Genomic DNA, 17830 nt, shown 5'->3' with positions numbered 1-17830 from the left:
TTTAGTGAGTCCTACGAGCGTTGTTCTAAAACCTGCGCTGGTGAAACCAATCCCTGTCACCTGCTGTCTCTTTCTTTAACAGGATCAATCGTTTATTTGCAGCTAGGCTTACGCCATGTGCGAACGACAGTCGGGCCGAGTGTCCGACATAAGGAAGTGAATGAATAGGCTCATTGTCGCAGTAGTGTTACTGACACTGGCAGGCTGTACCACCAACGCCAAGACTCATGTTGTGCGCGGCGTCAGTGGGATCGAGGTCGATTGTTCGGGTCTGGGTTCTGGTTGGGAGAAGTGCCGCAAGCGAGCCGATAGGGAGTGTAGGGGGAGCGGTTACAAAGTTATCGCCAGATCGGATGAGGCCAAGGACGAGGATGACTTTCCATTCGGCTTCAATCCGGCGGGGCTGGTAACGCGCACCATGTTGGTTATTTGTCGGTGAGAGCGTAACGATATTGTCGTGTTGTGGTGCTCCATCATTGGGCGGCACATCCTTGGTAAATATATGTCAATACTCGGACTGTTCAAATTCCTCCGGGCATGCTAAAACCTTTGAAGCGCTGATCTAGCTGCTTGAAAAAGAAGGGAAAAATATGACGAAGTCGGAGTTGATCGAACGAATTGTCACCCATCAAGGGCTGCTCTCATCCAAGGATGTGGAGCTGGCCATCAAGACCATGCTTGAGCAAATGTCCCAATGTCTGGCCACCGGGGATCGTATCGAGATCCGTGGTTTTGGCAGTTTCTCTCTGCACTACCGCGCACCGCGTGTAGGCCGTAATCCGAAAACCGGTCAGTCCGTTAGCCTTGACGGTAAATTTGTTCCGCATTTCAAGCCGGGCAAGGAGTTGCGTGATCGGGTGAACGAGGAAGAGGAGGAAGGTTTTGACCTTCATGGCTAAAGGATCGATGCATGCGTAACCTCAAGCGCGTACTCCTTGGTTTCGTAGTGCTGTTGCTGATTCTGGCGGTTCTGGCATTTGTACTTGAAAATCAGCAATCGGTTTCACTGCTGTTCCTTGGCTGGGCAGGTCCAGAATTACCGGTATCAGTGGTTATGGTGCTGGCGTTGCTGATCGGAATGCTGATTGGGCCGATTCTGGGTTGGGCTCTGGGGCGTGCATCAAGAGCCTCTCGTAAACGCCTTGTTTGATTGCGACAAATACAGGGTGTATGTCCAATGCGCGCCACAGCTTGTCTATATCCATTAGTAAAATAGTCATTAAGCTGTAAAATGCTGTGCTTGTCCGATAGTGGCATATTCCCACATCGGTTCAGACTGACTCTGTCAGAAGCCTCAGCTTAGATGACGGCTTCTGCATTCATGGATTAGACAGCGCTCGGTTGCCGGCCCTGTCAGCAACTCAAAGGGTGTAGTTTCGCGTGAAAATTCTAGTAACCGGCGGCGCCGGGTTCATCGGCTCGGCAGTCATCCGTCATATCATCTCCAACACTGCCGACTCTGTGGTTAACGTCGATAAGCTGACTTACGCCGGTAATCTTGAGTCGTTGGCCGAAGTTAGCCAAAACTCGCGCTATGTGTTTGAACGCGTCGACATTTGTGATCGCGATCAAATCGACCGTGTCCTGCGTGAACACCAACCAGATGCCATCATGCACCTGGCCGCAGAGTCCCACGTTGATCGCTCGATCTCTGGCCCGTCTGAATTCATCCAGACCAACATCATCGGTACTTACACCCTGCTGGAAGCTGCACGCCATTATTGGGCTGCACTGGATGACGGACGCAAAGCCAACTTCCGCTTCCATCATATTTCCACCGATGAAGTCTACGGAGACCTTGAAGGCCCGGAGGATCTCTTCACCGAAACCACCCCGTATCAACCAAGCTCGCCGTACTCGGCGAGCAAGGCGAGTTCCGATCACCTGGTTCGCGCCTGGAGCCGTACTTACGGTCTGCCGACCCTGGTCACGAACTGCTCGAACAACTACGGCCCGTGCCACTTCCCTGAGAAGCTGATCCCTCTGATCATTCTCAATGCGCTGGAAGGCAAGCCGCTGCCGGTCTACGGCAAGGGTAACCAAGTTCGTGACTGGCTCTATGTCGAAGATCACGCTCGTGCTCTGTACAAGGTCGTGACCGAAGGCGTTATCGGCGAGACATACAACATCGGTGGCCATAACGAAAAGCAAAACATCGAAGTTGTACACACGCTGTGCGCGTTGCTCGATGAATTGCGTCCGGATTCCGCACATCGTCCTCACGCCAGCCTGATCACTTACGTTCAGGATCGGCCGGGCCACGACCAGCGTTATGCGATCGATGCCAGCAAAATCCAGCGCGAGCTGGGCTGGACGCCGGAAGAGACTTTCGAAACCGGTATTCGCAAAACTGTTGAGTGGTATCTGAACAACACTGAGTGGGTGACTCACGTTAAGAGCGGTAGCTATCAGCAGTGGATCGACCAAAACTACGCGGATCGCTCGAGTAAGGCATGAAAATCCTTTTACTGGGAAAAAACGGTCAGGTGGGCTGGGAGCTACAGCGCTCCCTAGCGCCCCTTGGTGAGTTGATTGCGCTGGATCGTCATGCGATCGGTGGTTTGTGTGGTGATTTATCTGACCTGGATGCATTGCGTACGACAATCCGTCAGGTAAGGCCCGACGTCATCGTCAACGCCGCGGCCTACACCGCTGTCGATAAGGCCGAGTCTGAAACCGAGCTGGCCGACCGCGTGAACGGTCAGGCAAGCCTGGTCATGGCAGAAGAGGTCGCGTCCCTGGGCGCCTGGCTGATTCACTACTCGACCGACTATGTCTTCAGTGGCCAGGGTTCTATGCCATGGCAAGAGACTGATGCAGTCGCACCAGTGAATCATTACGGCGCCAGTAAGCTGGCCGGCGAACAGGCGATTATCGCTTCGGGCTGCAAATACCTGATCTTCCGCACCAGTTGGGTCTATGGCGCTCGCGGTAACAATTTCGCCAAGACCATGCTGCGTCTGGCCAAGGATCGCGAAACCTTGAGCGTCATTGCGGACCAGATCGGAGCCCCGACGGGTGCAGACCTGATTGCCGACGTGACTGCGTTGGCCATTCAGCAGGTCATGCAGCGCCCCGAACTGACGGGTCTTTATCACCTGGCTGCCAGCGGGGAAGTGTCCTGGCATGGATATGCCAGTCATGTGATCGAATTTGCCCAGGCTAATGGTGAGCAGCTTGCCGTAACGGCGGTAAATCCGATCGAAACGACTGCCTACCCAACACCTGCACGCCGACCTCTGAACTCACGTTTGAATACTCAGAAGCTACGCGACAATTTTTCTCTACACTTGCCGGATTGGCAAAGTGGTGTAACCCGAATGCTTAGGGAAGTTCTGAACAAATGACCACGACAAATCGTAAAGGCATCATCCTCGCTGGTGGCTCGGGCACGCGCCTGCATCCGTTGACCCTCGGCGTGTCCAAGCAGATGCTGCCGATCTACGACAAGCCGATGATCTTCTATCCGCTGTCGGTGCTGATGCTGGCAGGCATGCGAGAAATCCTGATTATCTCCACGCCTGAAGACTTGCCGTGTTTCCGTAAATTGTTGGGCGATGGCAGCCTGTATGGCATCAAGCTGACTTATGCCGAACAGCCTAGCCCGGACGGTCTGGCCCAAGCGTTTATCATCGGGGAAGAGTTTATCGGCAAGGATCCTTGCTGCCTGATCCTGGGCGACAACATCTTCTATGGTCAGCACTTTTCGGATAACTTGCGTTCGGCGACCAATCAGCAGAGCGGAGCGACGGTATTTGGCTATCACGTCTCTGATCCCGAGCGTTTTGGCGTGGTTGAATTCGACGCTACTGGCCGTGCTCTCAGCATCGAAGAGAAACCGCTGAAACCCAAGTCCAACTACGCGGTGACCGGTCTGTATTTCTACGACAACGACGTTGTCGAGATCGCCAAGAGCATCAAGCCTTCCGAGCGTGGAGAGCTGGAAATTACCGACGTTAACCGTGCATACCTCGACCGCAAGACGCTGAGCGTTGAAATGCTCGGCCGCGGCTTTGCCTGGCTGGATACCGGTACCCATGATTCGCTGCTAGAAGCCAGTCACTTCGTGCATACCATCGAGCAGCGCCAAGGCCTGAAGGTGGCCTGCCTGGAAGAGATCGCCTACCACAACGGCTGGATCACTGCCGAGCAGTTGGGCGCTCAAGCTGATGCGTTGAAGAAAACCGGTTATGGCCAGTACCTGCAAAAGCTGCTGGATTCGCCTTCCAGTTAAGGCGACTGCGCAACTTTGTGAGCGGCGACGCTCGACCCGTATAGCAGGAATGGCATGTCAGTAAAACATCCCAGGGTTGCCGTTTTGCTGGCCGCCTTCAACGGCATGCGATGGATCGAGGAGCAGTTGGCTTCGATCCTTGATCAGTCAGCCGTCGATGTAACCGTTCATATAAGTATCGATCCCTCAACTGATGGCACCGAGGCTTGGTGCACGGCTTACTCCATTCAGCACTCCGAAGTAGTAGTGTTGCCAGCTGCCGGGAGCTTCGGCGGTGCGTCCCGTAACTTCTTTCGACTCATGCGTGATGTCGATTTTGAGGGCTACGACTACATCGCCTTTGCTGATCAGGATGATGTTTGGCACCCGGACAAACTCCTACGCGCGACACGGACTATTCGAGCCGGTCACACAGATGCTTATTCCAGCAATGTAACCGCATTCTGGCAGGATGGCAGTACACACCTTTTGGATAAGGCACAGCCTCAGGTTGCTTGGGACTTTTTGTTCGAAGCCGCGGGTCCTGGCTGTACTTACGTGATGAGCAAAAAATTGGTAGATGCGCTCAAGACTTCCATGCTCGCCAATTGGCGACAATTGCAAGATGTCAGCTTGCATGACTGGTATTGCTACGCTTTCGCCCGTAGTCATGGCTACCGTTGGTATATCGACCCTGAACCCTCCATGAATTATCGGCAGCATGAGCGTAATCAGGTGGGAGCGAACAAAGGCTTGAGCTCATTGGTAGTTCGCTACAAAGCCATTCATGAAGGCTGGTGGTTCAGTCAGGTGCAGCTCATTACGTTTCTGGTGGGGTTGAAGAATGACTCTTTTGTAAAGCCCTGGTTGGGTTTTCGGTTCGGGCATTTGATCAAATTATCCTTCAGTGCTTGGAGTTGCCGACGTCGCGTCCGGGATAAGATTTTTTTCTTTTTCGTCTGTTGGGCTGCTGCAATTTTTGGAAGAAAGACTGAATGACGGGCCCTAAAGTATTTGTGACAGGCGCGAGCGGATTTGTAGGTGAAGCATTGGTATTCAGGCTTCTTCTGGGTAAGAAGTTTGTGCCGATTGCTGCAGTTCGAGGCGTTACGCGACTCCAAGGGTTGTGTCCCGTTGTTCGGTTTGATCTCAACGATTCACGCGCCTTACCCGCACTTACTGAAGTCGGCGTGGTTGTGCATGCGGCTGCGCGGGTCCATGTGATGAGTGAGGTGGCGGTGGACGCTTTGACAGAATACCGACAGGTGAACGTGCAAGGTACTGTCAGGCTCGCGCAACACGCGGCCGAATCTGGCGTGAAACGATTTATCTTCCTTAGCTCGATCAAGGTAAATGGTGAAGCTACCGTCAACGGGATTCGCTATATGGCTGACGATCTCCCAGCACCGGTTGATCCGTATGGCGTCTCGAAGCTGGAGGCGGAACAAGCGCTTCAGAAGATCGGTTTGGATACGGGAATGGAAATTGTCATTATCCGGCCTCCTCTTGTTTATGGGGCGGGCGTGAAAGCCAACTTTCAGAGCATGATGCGATGGGTGGCGAGTGGTGTCCCTTTGCCGTTGGGAGGGCTTGGCAATCAGCGAAGCCTGGTCTCGATCGGCAACCTTGTGGATCTGATCGAGCTTTGCATGACTCATCCAGCTGCTGCGGGTAATACCTTTTTGGTGAGTGATGGGGAGGACTTGAGCACTACTCAATTGCTTCGCCGCATGGCGGCAGCCATGCATGTCAGGTCACGTTTGCTGTATGTTTCGCCCTGGCTTTTAAGGCTAGGCACATTCGTTTTGCGCAAGCCTGCGATGGCGCAGCGGCTATGTGGGTCACTTCAAGTTGATATCCAGAAAACCTGTAGAGTATTGGGATGGTCGCCTCCGGAAAGCGTAGACCAGGCGCTGAGCGCGACAGCCAATCATTTTATGCAACATAAAACTCGCTGAGTGGTCCGTTGATGAGTTACCGCCAGTATGTCGCGTATGAAAGAAAGCCAGCGTTCTATTGGTCTCGTTGTCGAGAGTTAAGGCGGATCGCAGGCTGTTGATTTCGATATGAGTATCAGACCGATTGCTACCCATTTTGCCAATGTGAGGCGCTTGATACCCTATACTGCTAAGGCTATCGAAATTGCATTCTGGGCTTCCTGTAGGTTTGCTTATGCTCAAATTCAATGCAGTCAGAGTAGGTGATATCATCGAGTTATCAATTGCAAAGCTTTTTTCGTTAGAACGCAGATTTTGTGCAATCTGGGCTAATAAGCAGGAGCCTAAAGGCTTGTGTACTCCTTCTGCTGCGTCCGTGTAGTGAATGAATACAGTATTTATTTTATTTAATATGCGATGGAGTGCTCGGTGGTAGACCCTTTTTTATCTGTCCAGCAGAAGTCGAGCTCTGGGTCCGTCAGCATCGATGCTTCTTTAGATGGGTCGTCTTTGCGAATTCCGTTGGTGTCAGTACTCATCTGTACCTACAACGGTGAACGGTTTTTGAAGGAGCAGCTGGATTCCATCGGGCGCCAGACTCATTCGGCTTGGATTGTCGCAGTCTCTGATGACGGTTCCAGTGATGCTACTCTAGACATTCTTCAGGACTACAGGGCCAAATGGGGAGAGGAGAAACTGACAGTTTTTTCAGGCCCCAAGCGAGGTTTTGCCGCGAATTTCATGTCGCTCACTTGTCAGGCCGAGGTTGAGTCTGACTTTTACGCATGGGCGGATCAAGATGATATCTGGCGCGACCACAAAATCCAGACCGCCCTCGATTGGCTACAGACCATATCCGAAGATGTACCCGCGCTCTACTGTGGCAGAACCGAGTTGATCAATGAAAGCTGCCAGTCGATTGGGTTTTCTCCTTTGTTTAGCCGCCCAGCCACTTTCTCCAACGCATTGGTGCAGAGTATTGGCGGAGGCAATACGATGGTGTTCAACCATGCTGCCTGCGATCTTATTCGAGAGGCGGGCAAGGAGCTACCCATCGTCTCCCACGACTGGTGGGCGTATCTGGTGGTTACCGGCGCGGGTGGTCGCGTTTTTTATGACGCTGCCCCCACGATCCTTTACCGACAACATGATGATAATATAGTCGGTTCGAACTCCAGCCTGTCCTCAAGGATTAATCGGCTTCGTATGGTTTTCGAAGGACGTTTCCGAAGCTGGAATCAATCGAATATCCGTGCTCTGGAGTCGATCGACTATCGATTGAGCGAAGAAAATCGTAGCATATTGAATAGCTTCAAAGAGGCGAGGAGGCATCGAGGTATGAGGCGTTTTCTGTGGTTGAAACGGTCGGGAGTCTACAGGCAGACTGTTTTGGGTAATCTTGGCCTGATCCTCGCGGCGATTTTCAACGGAATTTGAAAGGTGTGCGGGGCTTATTAGCTATCAGGACCGGTCGGGCCTGGGTGTCATATGCGTACCACTCAAGAGTGCAATCGTTCAGTAATGGAGAAGATTTCGATGTCGTTGCCGGTTTTGCGTAAGAGCGCTCAAGTCCGAAACTGCAGCTATCTGGCTTTTAAGCGGTGAAAGCCAACAGGAACCAAGGTATAGATCCGATTTTTTCCTGTGCCTTTTTTGTTTTCAGAGATCTGGTGCGAGCGAATACCCATTTTCTTTGCCGCCAGGACGTACAGAGAAGAACCTTTGCGGTCATTCATGCGCGGCGGCTCACTGATCCGGCGCATCGCTGGGCGTCACTGATGATGTTCTTCATTTCAAACCTCGCTTTTCCTCGGATTCGCTAATGAACCCCCATACACCTTCACCCTCCAGCATGTTCGATATGGTCCGCACCTTTTGGGAGCGTCGATCCATTATCAAGAAAATGACAGTCCGAGAGGTCATCGGCAGGTATCGCGGTTCAGTCATGGGCTTGGCTTGGTCCTTTTTCAACCCGATTCTACTCTTGGTTGTTTACACATTTATTTTTGGAGTGATTTTCAAGTCCCGATGGGGCAATACCGAAACTCATGATACGGGTGAGTTCGCAATCATTATTTTTTCGGGAATGATTGTGCATGGACTATTCGCCGAATGCTTCAATCGGGCTCCTACGCAAATTGTCGGCAATCCGAATTACGTCAAAAAAATCATTTTTCCACTAGAGATCCTGCCCTGGATTTCGATGGGGGCAGCTCTGTTTCACACTGCAATCAGCTGGTTCGTTTTATTGGTGGCAGAGCTACTACTCAAGGGCTCGATTCCCTGGACCGCTGTATTGTTTCCGATTGTCATATTTCCCCTTGTGTTACTCACGATGGGATTTTCCTGGTTCCTCGCGGCTACCGGAGTTTATTTTCGTGATATTTCCCAGCTCACGGGCATTATCACCACCGTCCTGATGTTTTTGTCGCCGATGTTTTATCCAATGACGGCTATCTCCGAACAGTATCGGCACCTTCTTTATTTGAATCCCTTGACATTCATTATCGAAACCTCCCGTGGTGTCTTGATCTGGGGGACACTACCTTCGATAGTTCCATTGGCTAGTTACTATTTGTTGAGCATCGTCGTCGCTTGGGCGGGCTTTTGGTGGTTTCAAAAAACTCGCAAAGGTTTTGCCGACGTCCTTTAAGGATGGGCAAGCCGCTTGATAAATGCATTCGTAGAGAACATGCCATGAAACGACTCTTCAAAGCGCTCCCTACCAGACTGGGTAAAAAAATGGAGCAGCGACGATGGCAAGCTGCGTTGGAGACAAGCTCTCTCTTCGACGCACCTTGGTATCTGACGCAAAATACCGATGTGGCGTCAGCGGGCGTGGATCCGCTGCGTCATTACTTGAGCATCGGCTGGAGAGAGATGCGTGATCCCTGCGCGGAGTTTGACGGTACTTACTACCTCACCCGTTATCCAGATGTAGCCGCTTTGGACGTTCCTCCGCTAGTGCACTATTGGTTGCATGGGCGTCATGAAGGTCGTCATCTTAATCCTTCGCTGGATCTGGATTGGATAAACGCCAAGCATCTTGCTGATCAAAAAAACAGTGATTCATTGGGGCTGCAACATCCACAGTCCTCGTCGATATCTGCTCCCTATATCAGCGTCATCATCCCGACCTATAACAGGTTGCGGCTTTTGCCCATCGTTATTGACGCATGGCGTATTGTTGATCGGCATACGGATTTTCCATATGAGATTATTTTCTCTGACGATGGGTCGGAGGATGGGAGTGTGGAATTTCTAGAGCAGATTTCCGATCTCCCAATTAGGGTTCTAAAAAACGATCACGGTGGCGCTTCAAAAGCGAGAAACGCAGCGATACGTGCCGCATCGGGCGAACGTCTGCTTATTATTGGTGATGATATTTTCCCCGCTCCGAATCTGTTGAACGTCCATGCCAGTCTGGCAAAGCGATTAGGTCGAAATGTCGCAACATTGGGCATAGTTGATTGGGCTTCGGATCTGACTGTCAATCATTTGATGGAGCACATTACCGAAATCGGAAATGAGCAGTTTAGTTATAATCGGCTACCTGATGAATCTTTTGTAGATTTCAGACATTTTTATACGTGTAACATTTGCATCGACAGAGAGCTTGTTGCCAGTCAAGAAACTATCTTTGATGGTCGCTTCGATCAGTACGGTTTTGAAGATATCGAATTGGGATATCGACTATCTCTGCAGGGTATGAAGATTTATTACAGTACTAGCGCAAAAGGCGATCACTATCACCCCTACGTTGTCGAAGGGTTCTGCAAGCGTCAGATTTGTTCTGGACGCATGGCGGTAGTGTTCAGGGATGCTCATCCAGGGGTCGGTAGGATTCTTGGAATTGATACTCTGGAATTGGCGTTCAATAAGTCGAAGACTGACCGCCAAAGCGTCAGTCAAGCCGAATGGCAAGTGCGGCTTGATGGGCTTGTCGAACGTTGTAATTTCCTGGAAAAATTAATCGAGAATGGTGGTAAAAAAGGTAAAAGGGTACTTGGTGCTTATTTAAGTTTCATCTATACGACGCTGTTTCGCGCCATGTACGAATACGGTGTTTTGCAGAGGATTGCGGGCAGTGAACAGGTTCTATCTTTGGCTATGTCACGCCATTTTGGCCAAGTATGGGATGGCTATTGGGAGCAGCTCAAAAAAAATAAGGTGGACTCCCTAAACTTCGACGCCAGCCTGACTTCAAATCTTCTCGCCGCACATATCAGTCGTGAAGTCTCGGAGCTGTTTCAGCCTCTGGTGCAGCGCTGGGCTTTTGATGAGCTTGAGATGCTCTTTTCGATGTCTAAACAGCCAAGTGCCGATAACAACAAGCGGGTTCGCCTCCAACGACAGGCGGGTCGCGCGCTTTACTATTTAGCGAGAGATCCGCGCTATCTTTTCAGGCGTTTGCATGATGCTATGAAGAGACGCACTGCTGCGCCGCAAGTAAAGGCGGCAAGTCTTCCTGCATCCGCCTCGCGTGTTTCATTGCGCCTGGTGGTTGATCGTGATGGCACGCAATCCCAGCAGATTATTGAGCGTTTCAAAGGGATCATGGGGGCAAATGCACCGGTGTCCTGGTTGGAGCGCGACGGGCAGTTGTCTGTTGATCAGGTAGACGACGAAACTCCCGAACAGAATTTTTGTTACTTCTGGCCCAGTAGTCTTGCCGACTTTCCGCACAGAGATCATCTGATCGGTGCTTGGCTCGCACTGGTAGAAAACAGCTGCGATGTAGTGCTGATTTCCTATGGGTTGAGCAATGACGGGAATGTCATTTACAGCGATCAGCGCAATCAAATGGTTTTTTCTGAAACCGTATGTAGCGATGTGTTTCGACAGGACCTCAAAAACATAGAGTTTTGCGGAAAACTGTATCGAACTGAATGCAAGCAAGTCAACGCGCGGAAAAGCTCATCCGTCTCTGTACTCCTGAATAGAGACGTGGTTTTCATTGAACACAATTCCTGGTTTCAAACCAGTCAGTTCAGGCCTCGGGTTGTCGGTCTTTCTGCGCCTTTGTTGATTAAAACCATAAAAAATCGACCAATTGTTTTTGTTTTTCCGGTATTTGTCGCGGTGGGTGGAGTAGAGCGAAATACAGTCGAAATTATACGACGGCTCAAGGACTCTTATGATTTTGTCATCGTCACGATGGAGCGCTTGCGTCAAGAGCAGGGAAGTTTGGCCAGCCAGTTCCAGGATGCGGGCGCGCGCGTAATAGAAATGTCGGAAATTGCACCTCACTCCGAATATCTCCGCATTCTGTTGCGTCTAAAAAACTGGTTGTCGCCGGATTTGGTTTGGATTTGCAATGGATCACCTTGGCTCTGTGACAATGCGTTAAACCTGCGAGCGCTTTTTTGCGATGTCCCAATCATCGATCAAGAGGTCTATGACGCCAAGGAAGGGTGGATAAATCGATACCATGAGCCTGGTATCCGCTCCTTTGATCGATTTATTGCTGTCAATCAGAAAATTCGTCAGCGTTTTATTGGGGATTTGAATCTTCCGGCTAATAAAGTCGACCTGATTTATTCGGCTGTCGATATTAAGCGAATTATTGATTTTAAAGCTTCTCGCAGTTCGTCTGATGCCATCCGGCAAAAGTTGGGCCTGCCGGCAAGTAGAAAGCTTTTTACATTTGTTGGGCGGTTGACGGCTCAGAAGCGTCCGCTTGAGTTTCTAAAAATTGCTTTGTCGCGCAAGGATTATATCGACGAGTGTTATGTGCTAGTAGGTGATGGCGAACTGGCAAAAGAGTGCGTCGATTTCATACAGAAAGAAGCGCTAGATAATGTTTTGCGCATCCCATACGTCGAAAACACTCTTGAGCTTGCAAGTGTTACCGAAGGGTTGATTATCACTTCGGCATACGAAGGTCTTCCAATTGCGATGATCGAAGTTCTGAATTTTGCGGTTCCCGTTTTCGCTACGGACACCGGAGATATTCAGAGTGTCCTGGAGGATTATACCGGCGGACGCACTGTTCCCGTGGAGCTCCATGGGGATCTGCGCAACATTGTGTATTCGGAGTGGTTGGCTTTACTGCCGCATTACAGGGGGGCGCTATTGGGTTTCGAAGATGCGATTTTGCATCGGTTCTCCAGCGCTAAAATTGCACAGCAATACGTTGATTGCTTTAATCAGGCGAGTCTCGCTTACGTTGAGTCTGCGTCATGAAAAAAGTAGTCTTGGTCGGCGGTAGCGGATTTATCGGTCAACATGTTGCGCGTTATTTGTTAAATAGCGGCAGCAAGGTTGTCATGCTGTCCCGAAATATTAACGTCGATACGCTGCCTATTGATCCAAGTATTGATATTCATTATGGTGATTATGGTAATCGTGAGTTCCTGCGAAAGGTTTTGATTGGTGCCAATGCAGTAGTTCATTTGGCCCACGACAGTTTGCAGTTGAATCAACTTTGCGATATGGCTATCGAGTATCAGCGAAATATTGCTCCGGCTATACAGCTGATGGAGGAGTGTATTTTCGCAGAGGTCGAAAAGTTTGTTTTTGTATCTTCTGGTGGCACCGTTTACGGCAATCCGGCTTCCAGGAAACCGTTAAAGGAAGATGCGGCACCGCTTCCCATTTCTCTTTACGGAACATCCAAGCTTTGTATTGAGCATATGGTTCACTTGTATAGCAGGCAGCGTGGATTACCAGGTGTTGTAGTGCGCCCCGCAAATGCATATGGGCCTGGTCAAATACCTTTTAAAGGACAAGGGCTGGTGGCAACGGCCTTCGCATCCGCGGTGCAAGGGAAATCCATAACAATTTTTGGTGATGGTGGTGCGGTACGAGATTACGTACATGTCGATGATATCGCCTACGCAATTGCAGGTCTTCTCAATGATGGTCAAGTTGGCGAAGTTTATAATATAGGCAGTGGCGTAGGGACTTCTGTTCTGGAACTTGTTCAAGAGCATATTCTGCCAATCGTCAAGCAGGCCGGGTTTGACTTGCAATTAGAGAGAAGGGACGCTCGTGCGATTGATGTTGCTTATAATGTGCTTGATATTAAAAAGCTAAGTCGTTGCATTAATTTTTCACCTATTACCTTGGCGGCTGGTTTGCCCGGCAGTTGGGGTTGGGTTCAGAACCACCTGAGTCGTATTTGATGACCAAGATTTCAGTAGTAATTCCTAGCTATAATCATCGCCATTATATTGAGAAAGCTGTTGAAAGCGTTTTGAATCAGAGTGAGCGTGATCTTGAGCTGATTGTTATTGATGATGGCTCAACAGATGAGTCTTTGACTTATTTGCGCCAAATCAACGATCCAAGATTTATACTTGTCGAGCAGGCGAATGCGGGTGCCCACAACGCTATTAATCGTGGGCTAGAGCTCGCAAAGGGAGAGTACCTGGCTATCCTAAACTCTGATGATATATTTCATTCAGACAGGTTGCGGCGATGTATTGAGGCGCTTCAGCAAAACAATGCAGAGCTGGTGAGTACCTGGATCGAAGTTATAAATGCTGAAGGCAAACCGTTAGGCGTGAAACAGGCATGGCAAAATATGCTGCCTTGGACGGTGCCGAATGTCGAGGAATCGTTTTCAGCCACTAATGATTTTGCTTTGAATTTGTTGGTGTCCAATTTTGTATCAACCACTAGCAATATCGTTTTTACTCGCAAGCTTTACGATGATATCGGTGGGATGCGCAATCTCAGATTTGCCCATGATTGGGATTTCATGTTTCGGGCCGTGGATGTAGCTAAGTGTATTGTGCTGCCTGAAGCGCTTATGCAATATCGTATTCATGGAAGTAACACTATCTCGTCAAATCGCGCATGGATGTTATTTGAGATTTGTTGGGTAATGGCTACGGGCATGCGTCGCTTCGAAGGCCGTCGTCTGTACGCTGGAGCGGGAACCGAGAGCTGGCTCTCTGATGTACATCGTGTGCATAACTCCGTGAATCTGCAGGGTAATGATAAAGTTTATTGGATGATTTTGCAGTTTGTGCGCGCACAGGAAACCCAAGGCGTGCTTGAACCGGAGCTTTTGCTGCTAGACAATGCAGAATTGCGTGCTGGGTTCATCGCGCATGTGGTAAGTGAGCCGATTGTGGCTGCTACCGGGTCTGCTCCTGATGTTAGGCGAATATCGCTATTAGCGCTGTTGAAGATTTGGCTGAAGCAATATATGAAAGCGTAAATCGGAAACGTGCGGAAAGTTTGTTTTCGACTGGTTAAGGTGCCAGTTGTTTTATTTGAGCGTGGTATTGCCGCTCCCAAAACACTATAGGTTTTGTAATGTCATCAGATAGCGCGATCATCATTTCAGATATCAGTAAGTGCTACCACATTTACGACAATCCTCAGGATCGTCTAAAACAAATGATCATGCGTGGACGTCAAAACCTCTTCAGAGAGTTTTGGGCGTTGAAAAATATTTCGTTCGAGGTCCCGCGCGGGGAAACTGTCGGTATTGTCGGACGCAATGGATCCGGTAAATCGACCCTGCTGCAGATCATTGCGGGTACATTGACGCCATCCAGTGGCTTGGTTTCCAGCCATGGTCGTGTTGCCGCTTTGCTTGAGTTGGGGTCTGGATTCAACGCAGATTTTACGGGGCGGGAAAACGTCTATTTGAACGCGGCTCTTCTTGGCCTGACTCAAGAGGAAATTGATAATCGTTTTGATAGCATTGCTGCTTTTGCAGACATCGGTCACTTCATTGATCAACCCGTAAAAACATATTCGAGTGGCATGCTCGTTCGACTTGCGTTTTCAGTGCAAGCACAAATTGATCCAGAAATTCTGATTGTTGATGAAGCATTGGCGGTCGGGGATGCGAAATTTCAGGCGAAGTGCTTTGACCGGTTGAAAAGGCTAAAAGAGAGCGGAACTAGCATCTTGTTGGTGACGCACAGCAGCGAACAGGTGGTTACCCATTGCTCTAGTGCAGTATTACTTGATCAAGGACAAATGGTGACACAGGGTAATCCACGTGATGTGATCAATTGCTATCTGGATTTGTTGTTCGGTAGGGAGCAGAAAAAGCAAGCTGAAATTCCCGCTTCTGCGGAAGAGGTAGTTTCTGTTGACGATAAAGTTGAATCAGTCGAGCCTGTAGTTTCGGACACGACTCAATTATTATTTGATGATGAGAGTTTCGCTGGTCGCCCGCTTTACAATTCGTATGAGTATCGGTGGGGGGACGGGAGTGCAAAAATTACCGACTTCTCTCTATCTAGTGAGGGAGTTGAATATCCCGCCCTTGTTAAGAATGGCGCGCAGGTCACATTGAAGGTTGCCGTCAAGATTCTACTTCCCTTGATGCGTCCTATCCTGGGTATGACCATAAAGACTAAAGACGGTGTCACTATTTTTGGTAGCAATTCTGAGCTTTTGCAGTGCGACGGTGTTCAAACCGTATATGAAAGTGGAAAGACCTTCACAGCAAACATTAGTTTTAATTGCAACTTAGGGGAGGGCGATTTCTTTATCTCGCTGGGACTTGCCACTCGTGAAGGAGAGGAAATCATTCCACATGATCGTCGATATGACTCAATTCATTTTGCGGTCAACACAGACTCGCGCTTTTTTGGACTTACAAATTTGAATATGGGGATGAGTATAGAATGAGCAGTTCATCTCTTGATTTTTCTACATTGGGATATTCGTATCAGTCGGATCAACGGATATGGACCCGAACTACGCCCGCAGCATTCAACTATAGTGATGGCGACGGAACGGAAAACACCTTATATCGAATTATCCGCGAGGCGTTAGATGTTTCTATTTTCTCGAATGAACTTCGTGATGCCTGTACTGACTGGCCGACCCGTTATCATCTGAGTGCGTCACGTGGAAACCTTCTCCGGCCTCTCGCACAGCGTTTAAAAGGCAGCGTGCTTGAGATTGGCGCCGGATGCGGTGCGATAACGCGCTTTTTGGGTGAAAATGGCGGCGAAATCGTCGCCATAGAAGGCAGTAGCCGTCGTGCAATGATTGCGGCGGAGCGGACCCGAGACTTGACGAATGTGACGGTTGTTAACGATCACTTCGATAGATTCAACACCACCTTTCGATTTGACGTCATTACTTTAATCGGTGTTCTAGAGTATTCCGGCGTCTTTGGCGATGGTGAAGATCCGGTTCAGTCCATGCTGGAATCAGCCAAGCGGTTGTTGAAGCCAGACGGGATTTTGGTGGTTGCTATTGAAAACCAGTTGGGGCTTAAGTATTTCGCTGGTGCACCGGAAGATCACTTGAGTGTTCCGATGGTCGGTATTCAAGGGCTTTACGAGCGTCCCGGCGTTGAAACTTTCGGTCGAGTGGAACTCACCCGTCGATTCCGTCAGGCGGGATTTCAGCACGTTGAACTGGCTCTTCCGTTCCCGGACTATAAGCTTGCGACCAGTATGGTTCTGCCTGCTGCCAGTGCAGAGTCGTGCCCCTTTGATGGTTCGGTCCTTGCCGCTCAGACTGCTTCGCGAGATGTTCAAACATCCTCCGATCAATTGACATTCTCTCTCGAATGCGCGTGGACGGTCATCGGTCAGAATCAGTTGCTTCCCGATCTTGCGAACTCCTTCTTGTTTGCCGTTTCACCTGCTTCAGCTAATGACAATTCGATCTTCGATGCCGATACTTTTGCAGTTCATTATTCCAGCGAAAGGCAAGCGGCATTCTGTAAGTTTGCGGAGTTCACTCAAGGGGCCGATGGCGTTAGTGTAAAGCATCATCGCCTCTGTCCCGATGTATTGCCACTGAGTTCCGAAAGCTCCTATCGTTATGAAATACCTGTTGAAGTATTTTCTTCTGGCCGAGCAATGAGTGCCGACTTCATTAGGGTCGTGCAGGTGCCGGGTTGGACTGCAAAGCAGATAGCACAGTTTCTTTTCAACTATCTTCAAATCTTATTGAGTGAAACAGGCAGCCGGATTTCGAATCGATCTGATTTGGATCTCACTCAGAAAGTACCTGGTCGTTTCCTGGACACCGTTCCGCAGAATATTATTCTGTCTGAATCTGGTCATGCGATCATCGATCAGGAGTGGTCGATTAAAAATGATATTTCTCTGGGGTATTTGACCTTTCGTTCGTTGACCACGTTAATTCGGATGGTCTCCAGCTTTGCCGTTCCATCAGATATGCGCTGGTTAAATCAGGGCCAACTATTTTGTGAGGTTTTTGCTCACTTGGGATTCGATTTCACCGAAGTGGTATTCGAAGAGTATGCCTGTCAAGAGGCTGAGTTCATGACATTCGCTTCCGGCGTAGTTAATACTCCAATTGGATATGCTGACTGGTCGGTGCATAAATTGCCGACTTTCCTTGATCGTTCCCGCTCCCACACTAGACCATTAGTTGAATTTGTCGAACAGTTGCAGAATCTGTCCGATACCTATTTGGCGCAGATAAAATGGCTGGAGGGGCAGAATGACTCACGTCGGGAGCAGCTTGAGCACATGCAGACGGCAGTAGCTGAAGGTGAGCAAAATGCTTTACGGTTATCGGAAGAAGTTTTGCGGTTGTCCGAAGAAATTAACTCGATAAAAACTTCGACGACCTGGAAGGTCGCGAGCCGGCTGCATTCAGTGGTTCGACCTTTTTCGAAGGATTGAATCTGTTTTGGCTAGTCAAATTGGCGACGGATTCGCAGCGTTTCAGCTGAGCTGCGAGCCGGTTTGCCAGTTTTCAGCTCTTCAAGAACCTG

General features: G+C 49.7%; 16 protein-coding genes. 15 read left to right on the top strand and 1 reads right to left on the bottom strand.

Annotated features, from left to right (window positions below; all coding sequences use genetic code 11):
• Nucleotides 1–160: 160 nt before the first annotated feature.
• The 9 genes from ACWIKB_RS16160 to ACWIKB_RS16120 all read left to right on the top strand — a co-directional run bounded on the left by ACWIKB_RS16160 (nucleotide 161) and on the right by ACWIKB_RS16120 (nucleotide 7587).
• Nucleotides 161–439 carry a hypothetical protein gene (locus tag ACWIKB_RS16160; protein WP_475268092.1) on the top strand — a complete coding sequence of 93 codons (279 nt, stop codon included), beginning with the start codon at nucleotides 161–163 and terminating at the stop codon, nucleotides 437–439.
• 151 nt (nucleotides 440–590) lie between these two features.
• Complete coding sequence (gene ihfB, locus ACWIKB_RS16155; protein WP_475268091.1) at nucleotides 591–899, top strand: integration host factor subunit beta; 309 nt, start codon at nucleotides 591–593, stop codon at nucleotides 897–899.
• A gap of 11 nt (nucleotides 900–910) precedes the next feature.
• Nucleotides 911–1150: a LapA family protein gene (locus tag ACWIKB_RS16150; RefSeq protein ID WP_475268090.1), complete on the top strand. Its 240-nt coding sequence runs from the start codon at nucleotides 911–913 to the stop codon at nucleotides 1148–1150.
• 230 nt (nucleotides 1151–1380) lie between these two features.
• A complete protein-coding gene (gene rfbB, locus ACWIKB_RS16145) occupies nucleotides 1381–2457 on the top strand; it encodes a dTDP-glucose 4,6-dehydratase (RefSeq protein ID WP_475268089.1) in 1077 nt (358 codons plus the stop codon).
• Complete coding sequence (rfbD, locus tag ACWIKB_RS16140; RefSeq protein WP_475268088.1) at nucleotides 2454–3347, top strand: dTDP-4-dehydrorhamnose reductase; 894 nt, start codon at nucleotides 2454–2456, stop codon at nucleotides 3345–3347. The genes rfbB and rfbD overlap by 4 nt, the downstream gene beginning before the upstream one ends.
• Nucleotides 3344–4234: a glucose-1-phosphate thymidylyltransferase RfbA gene (rfbA, locus tag ACWIKB_RS16135; RefSeq protein ID WP_475268086.1), complete on the top strand. Its 891-nt coding sequence runs from the start codon at nucleotides 3344–3346 to the stop codon at nucleotides 4232–4234. The genes rfbD and rfbA overlap by 4 nt, the downstream gene beginning before the upstream one ends.
• A 54-nt stretch (nucleotides 4235–4288) precedes the next feature.
• Nucleotides 4289–5212, top strand: coding sequence for a glycosyltransferase (locus ACWIKB_RS16130; protein WP_475268085.1), 924 nt, complete (start codon nucleotides 4289–4291; stop codon nucleotides 5210–5212).
• Entirely contained in the window at nucleotides 5209–6171 is a 963-nt protein-coding gene (locus ACWIKB_RS16125; RefSeq protein WP_475268084.1) for a UDP-glucose 4-epimerase family protein, read from the top strand. Before ACWIKB_RS16130 ends, ACWIKB_RS16125 begins: the two co-directional genes overlap by 4 nt.
• Nucleotides 6172–6579: 408 nt before the next feature.
• On the top strand, nucleotides 6580–7587 hold the full coding sequence (locus ACWIKB_RS16120) for a glycosyltransferase family 2 protein (protein WP_475268083.1): 1008 nt from the start codon (nucleotides 6580–6582) through the stop codon (nucleotides 7585–7587).
• Between the two features lie 146 nt (nucleotides 7588–7733).
• Here ACWIKB_RS16120 and ACWIKB_RS16115 read toward each other — a convergent pair whose 3' ends face one another.
• The gene (locus ACWIKB_RS16115; RefSeq protein WP_475268082.1) at nucleotides 7734–7886 is read right to left on the bottom strand and encodes a hypothetical protein; all 153 of its coding nucleotides are present in this window, start codon (nucleotides 7884–7886) and stop codon (nucleotides 7734–7736) included.
• Nucleotides 7887–7972: 86 nt separating this feature from the next.
• Here ACWIKB_RS16115 and ACWIKB_RS16110 point away from each other — a divergent pair, with 86 nt between their 5' ends.
• From ACWIKB_RS16110 to ACWIKB_RS16085, 6 genes are all read left to right on the top strand, one after another.
• Entirely contained in the window at nucleotides 7973–8803 is an 831-nt protein-coding gene (locus tag ACWIKB_RS16110) for an ABC transporter permease (protein WP_475268080.1), read from the top strand.
• Between the two features lie 44 nt (nucleotides 8804–8847).
• Entirely contained in the window at nucleotides 8848–12336 is a 3489-nt protein-coding gene (locus tag ACWIKB_RS16105; protein ID WP_475268079.1) for a glycosyltransferase, read from the top strand.
• Nucleotides 12333–13277: an NAD-dependent epimerase/dehydratase family protein gene (locus ACWIKB_RS16100; protein ID WP_475268077.1), complete on the top strand. Its 945-nt coding sequence runs from the start codon at nucleotides 12333–12335 to the stop codon at nucleotides 13275–13277. The genes ACWIKB_RS16105 and ACWIKB_RS16100 overlap by 4 nt, the downstream gene beginning before the upstream one ends.
• The gene (locus ACWIKB_RS16095) at nucleotides 13277–14320 is read left to right on the top strand and encodes a glycosyltransferase (protein ID WP_475268076.1); all 1044 of its coding nucleotides are present in this window, start codon (nucleotides 13277–13279) and stop codon (nucleotides 14318–14320) included. Before ACWIKB_RS16100 ends, ACWIKB_RS16095 begins: the two co-directional genes overlap by 1 nt.
• A gap of 98 nt (nucleotides 14321–14418) precedes the next feature.
• Nucleotides 14419–15753, top strand: a complete 1335-nt coding sequence (locus ACWIKB_RS16090) for an ABC transporter ATP-binding protein (protein ID WP_475268075.1) — start codon at nucleotides 14419–14421, stop codon at nucleotides 15751–15753.
• Nucleotides 15750–17738 carry a class I SAM-dependent methyltransferase gene (locus ACWIKB_RS16085; RefSeq protein WP_475268074.1) on the top strand — a complete coding sequence of 663 codons (1989 nt, stop codon included), beginning with the start codon at nucleotides 15750–15752 and terminating at the stop codon, nucleotides 17736–17738. Before ACWIKB_RS16090 ends, ACWIKB_RS16085 begins: the two co-directional genes overlap by 4 nt.
• Nucleotides 17739–17830: the final 92 nt, after the last annotated feature.

This window comes from Pseudomonas sp. 5Vm1k (assembly GCF_056161485.1).
This window is presented reverse-complemented; position numbering and strand designations above follow the sequence as displayed.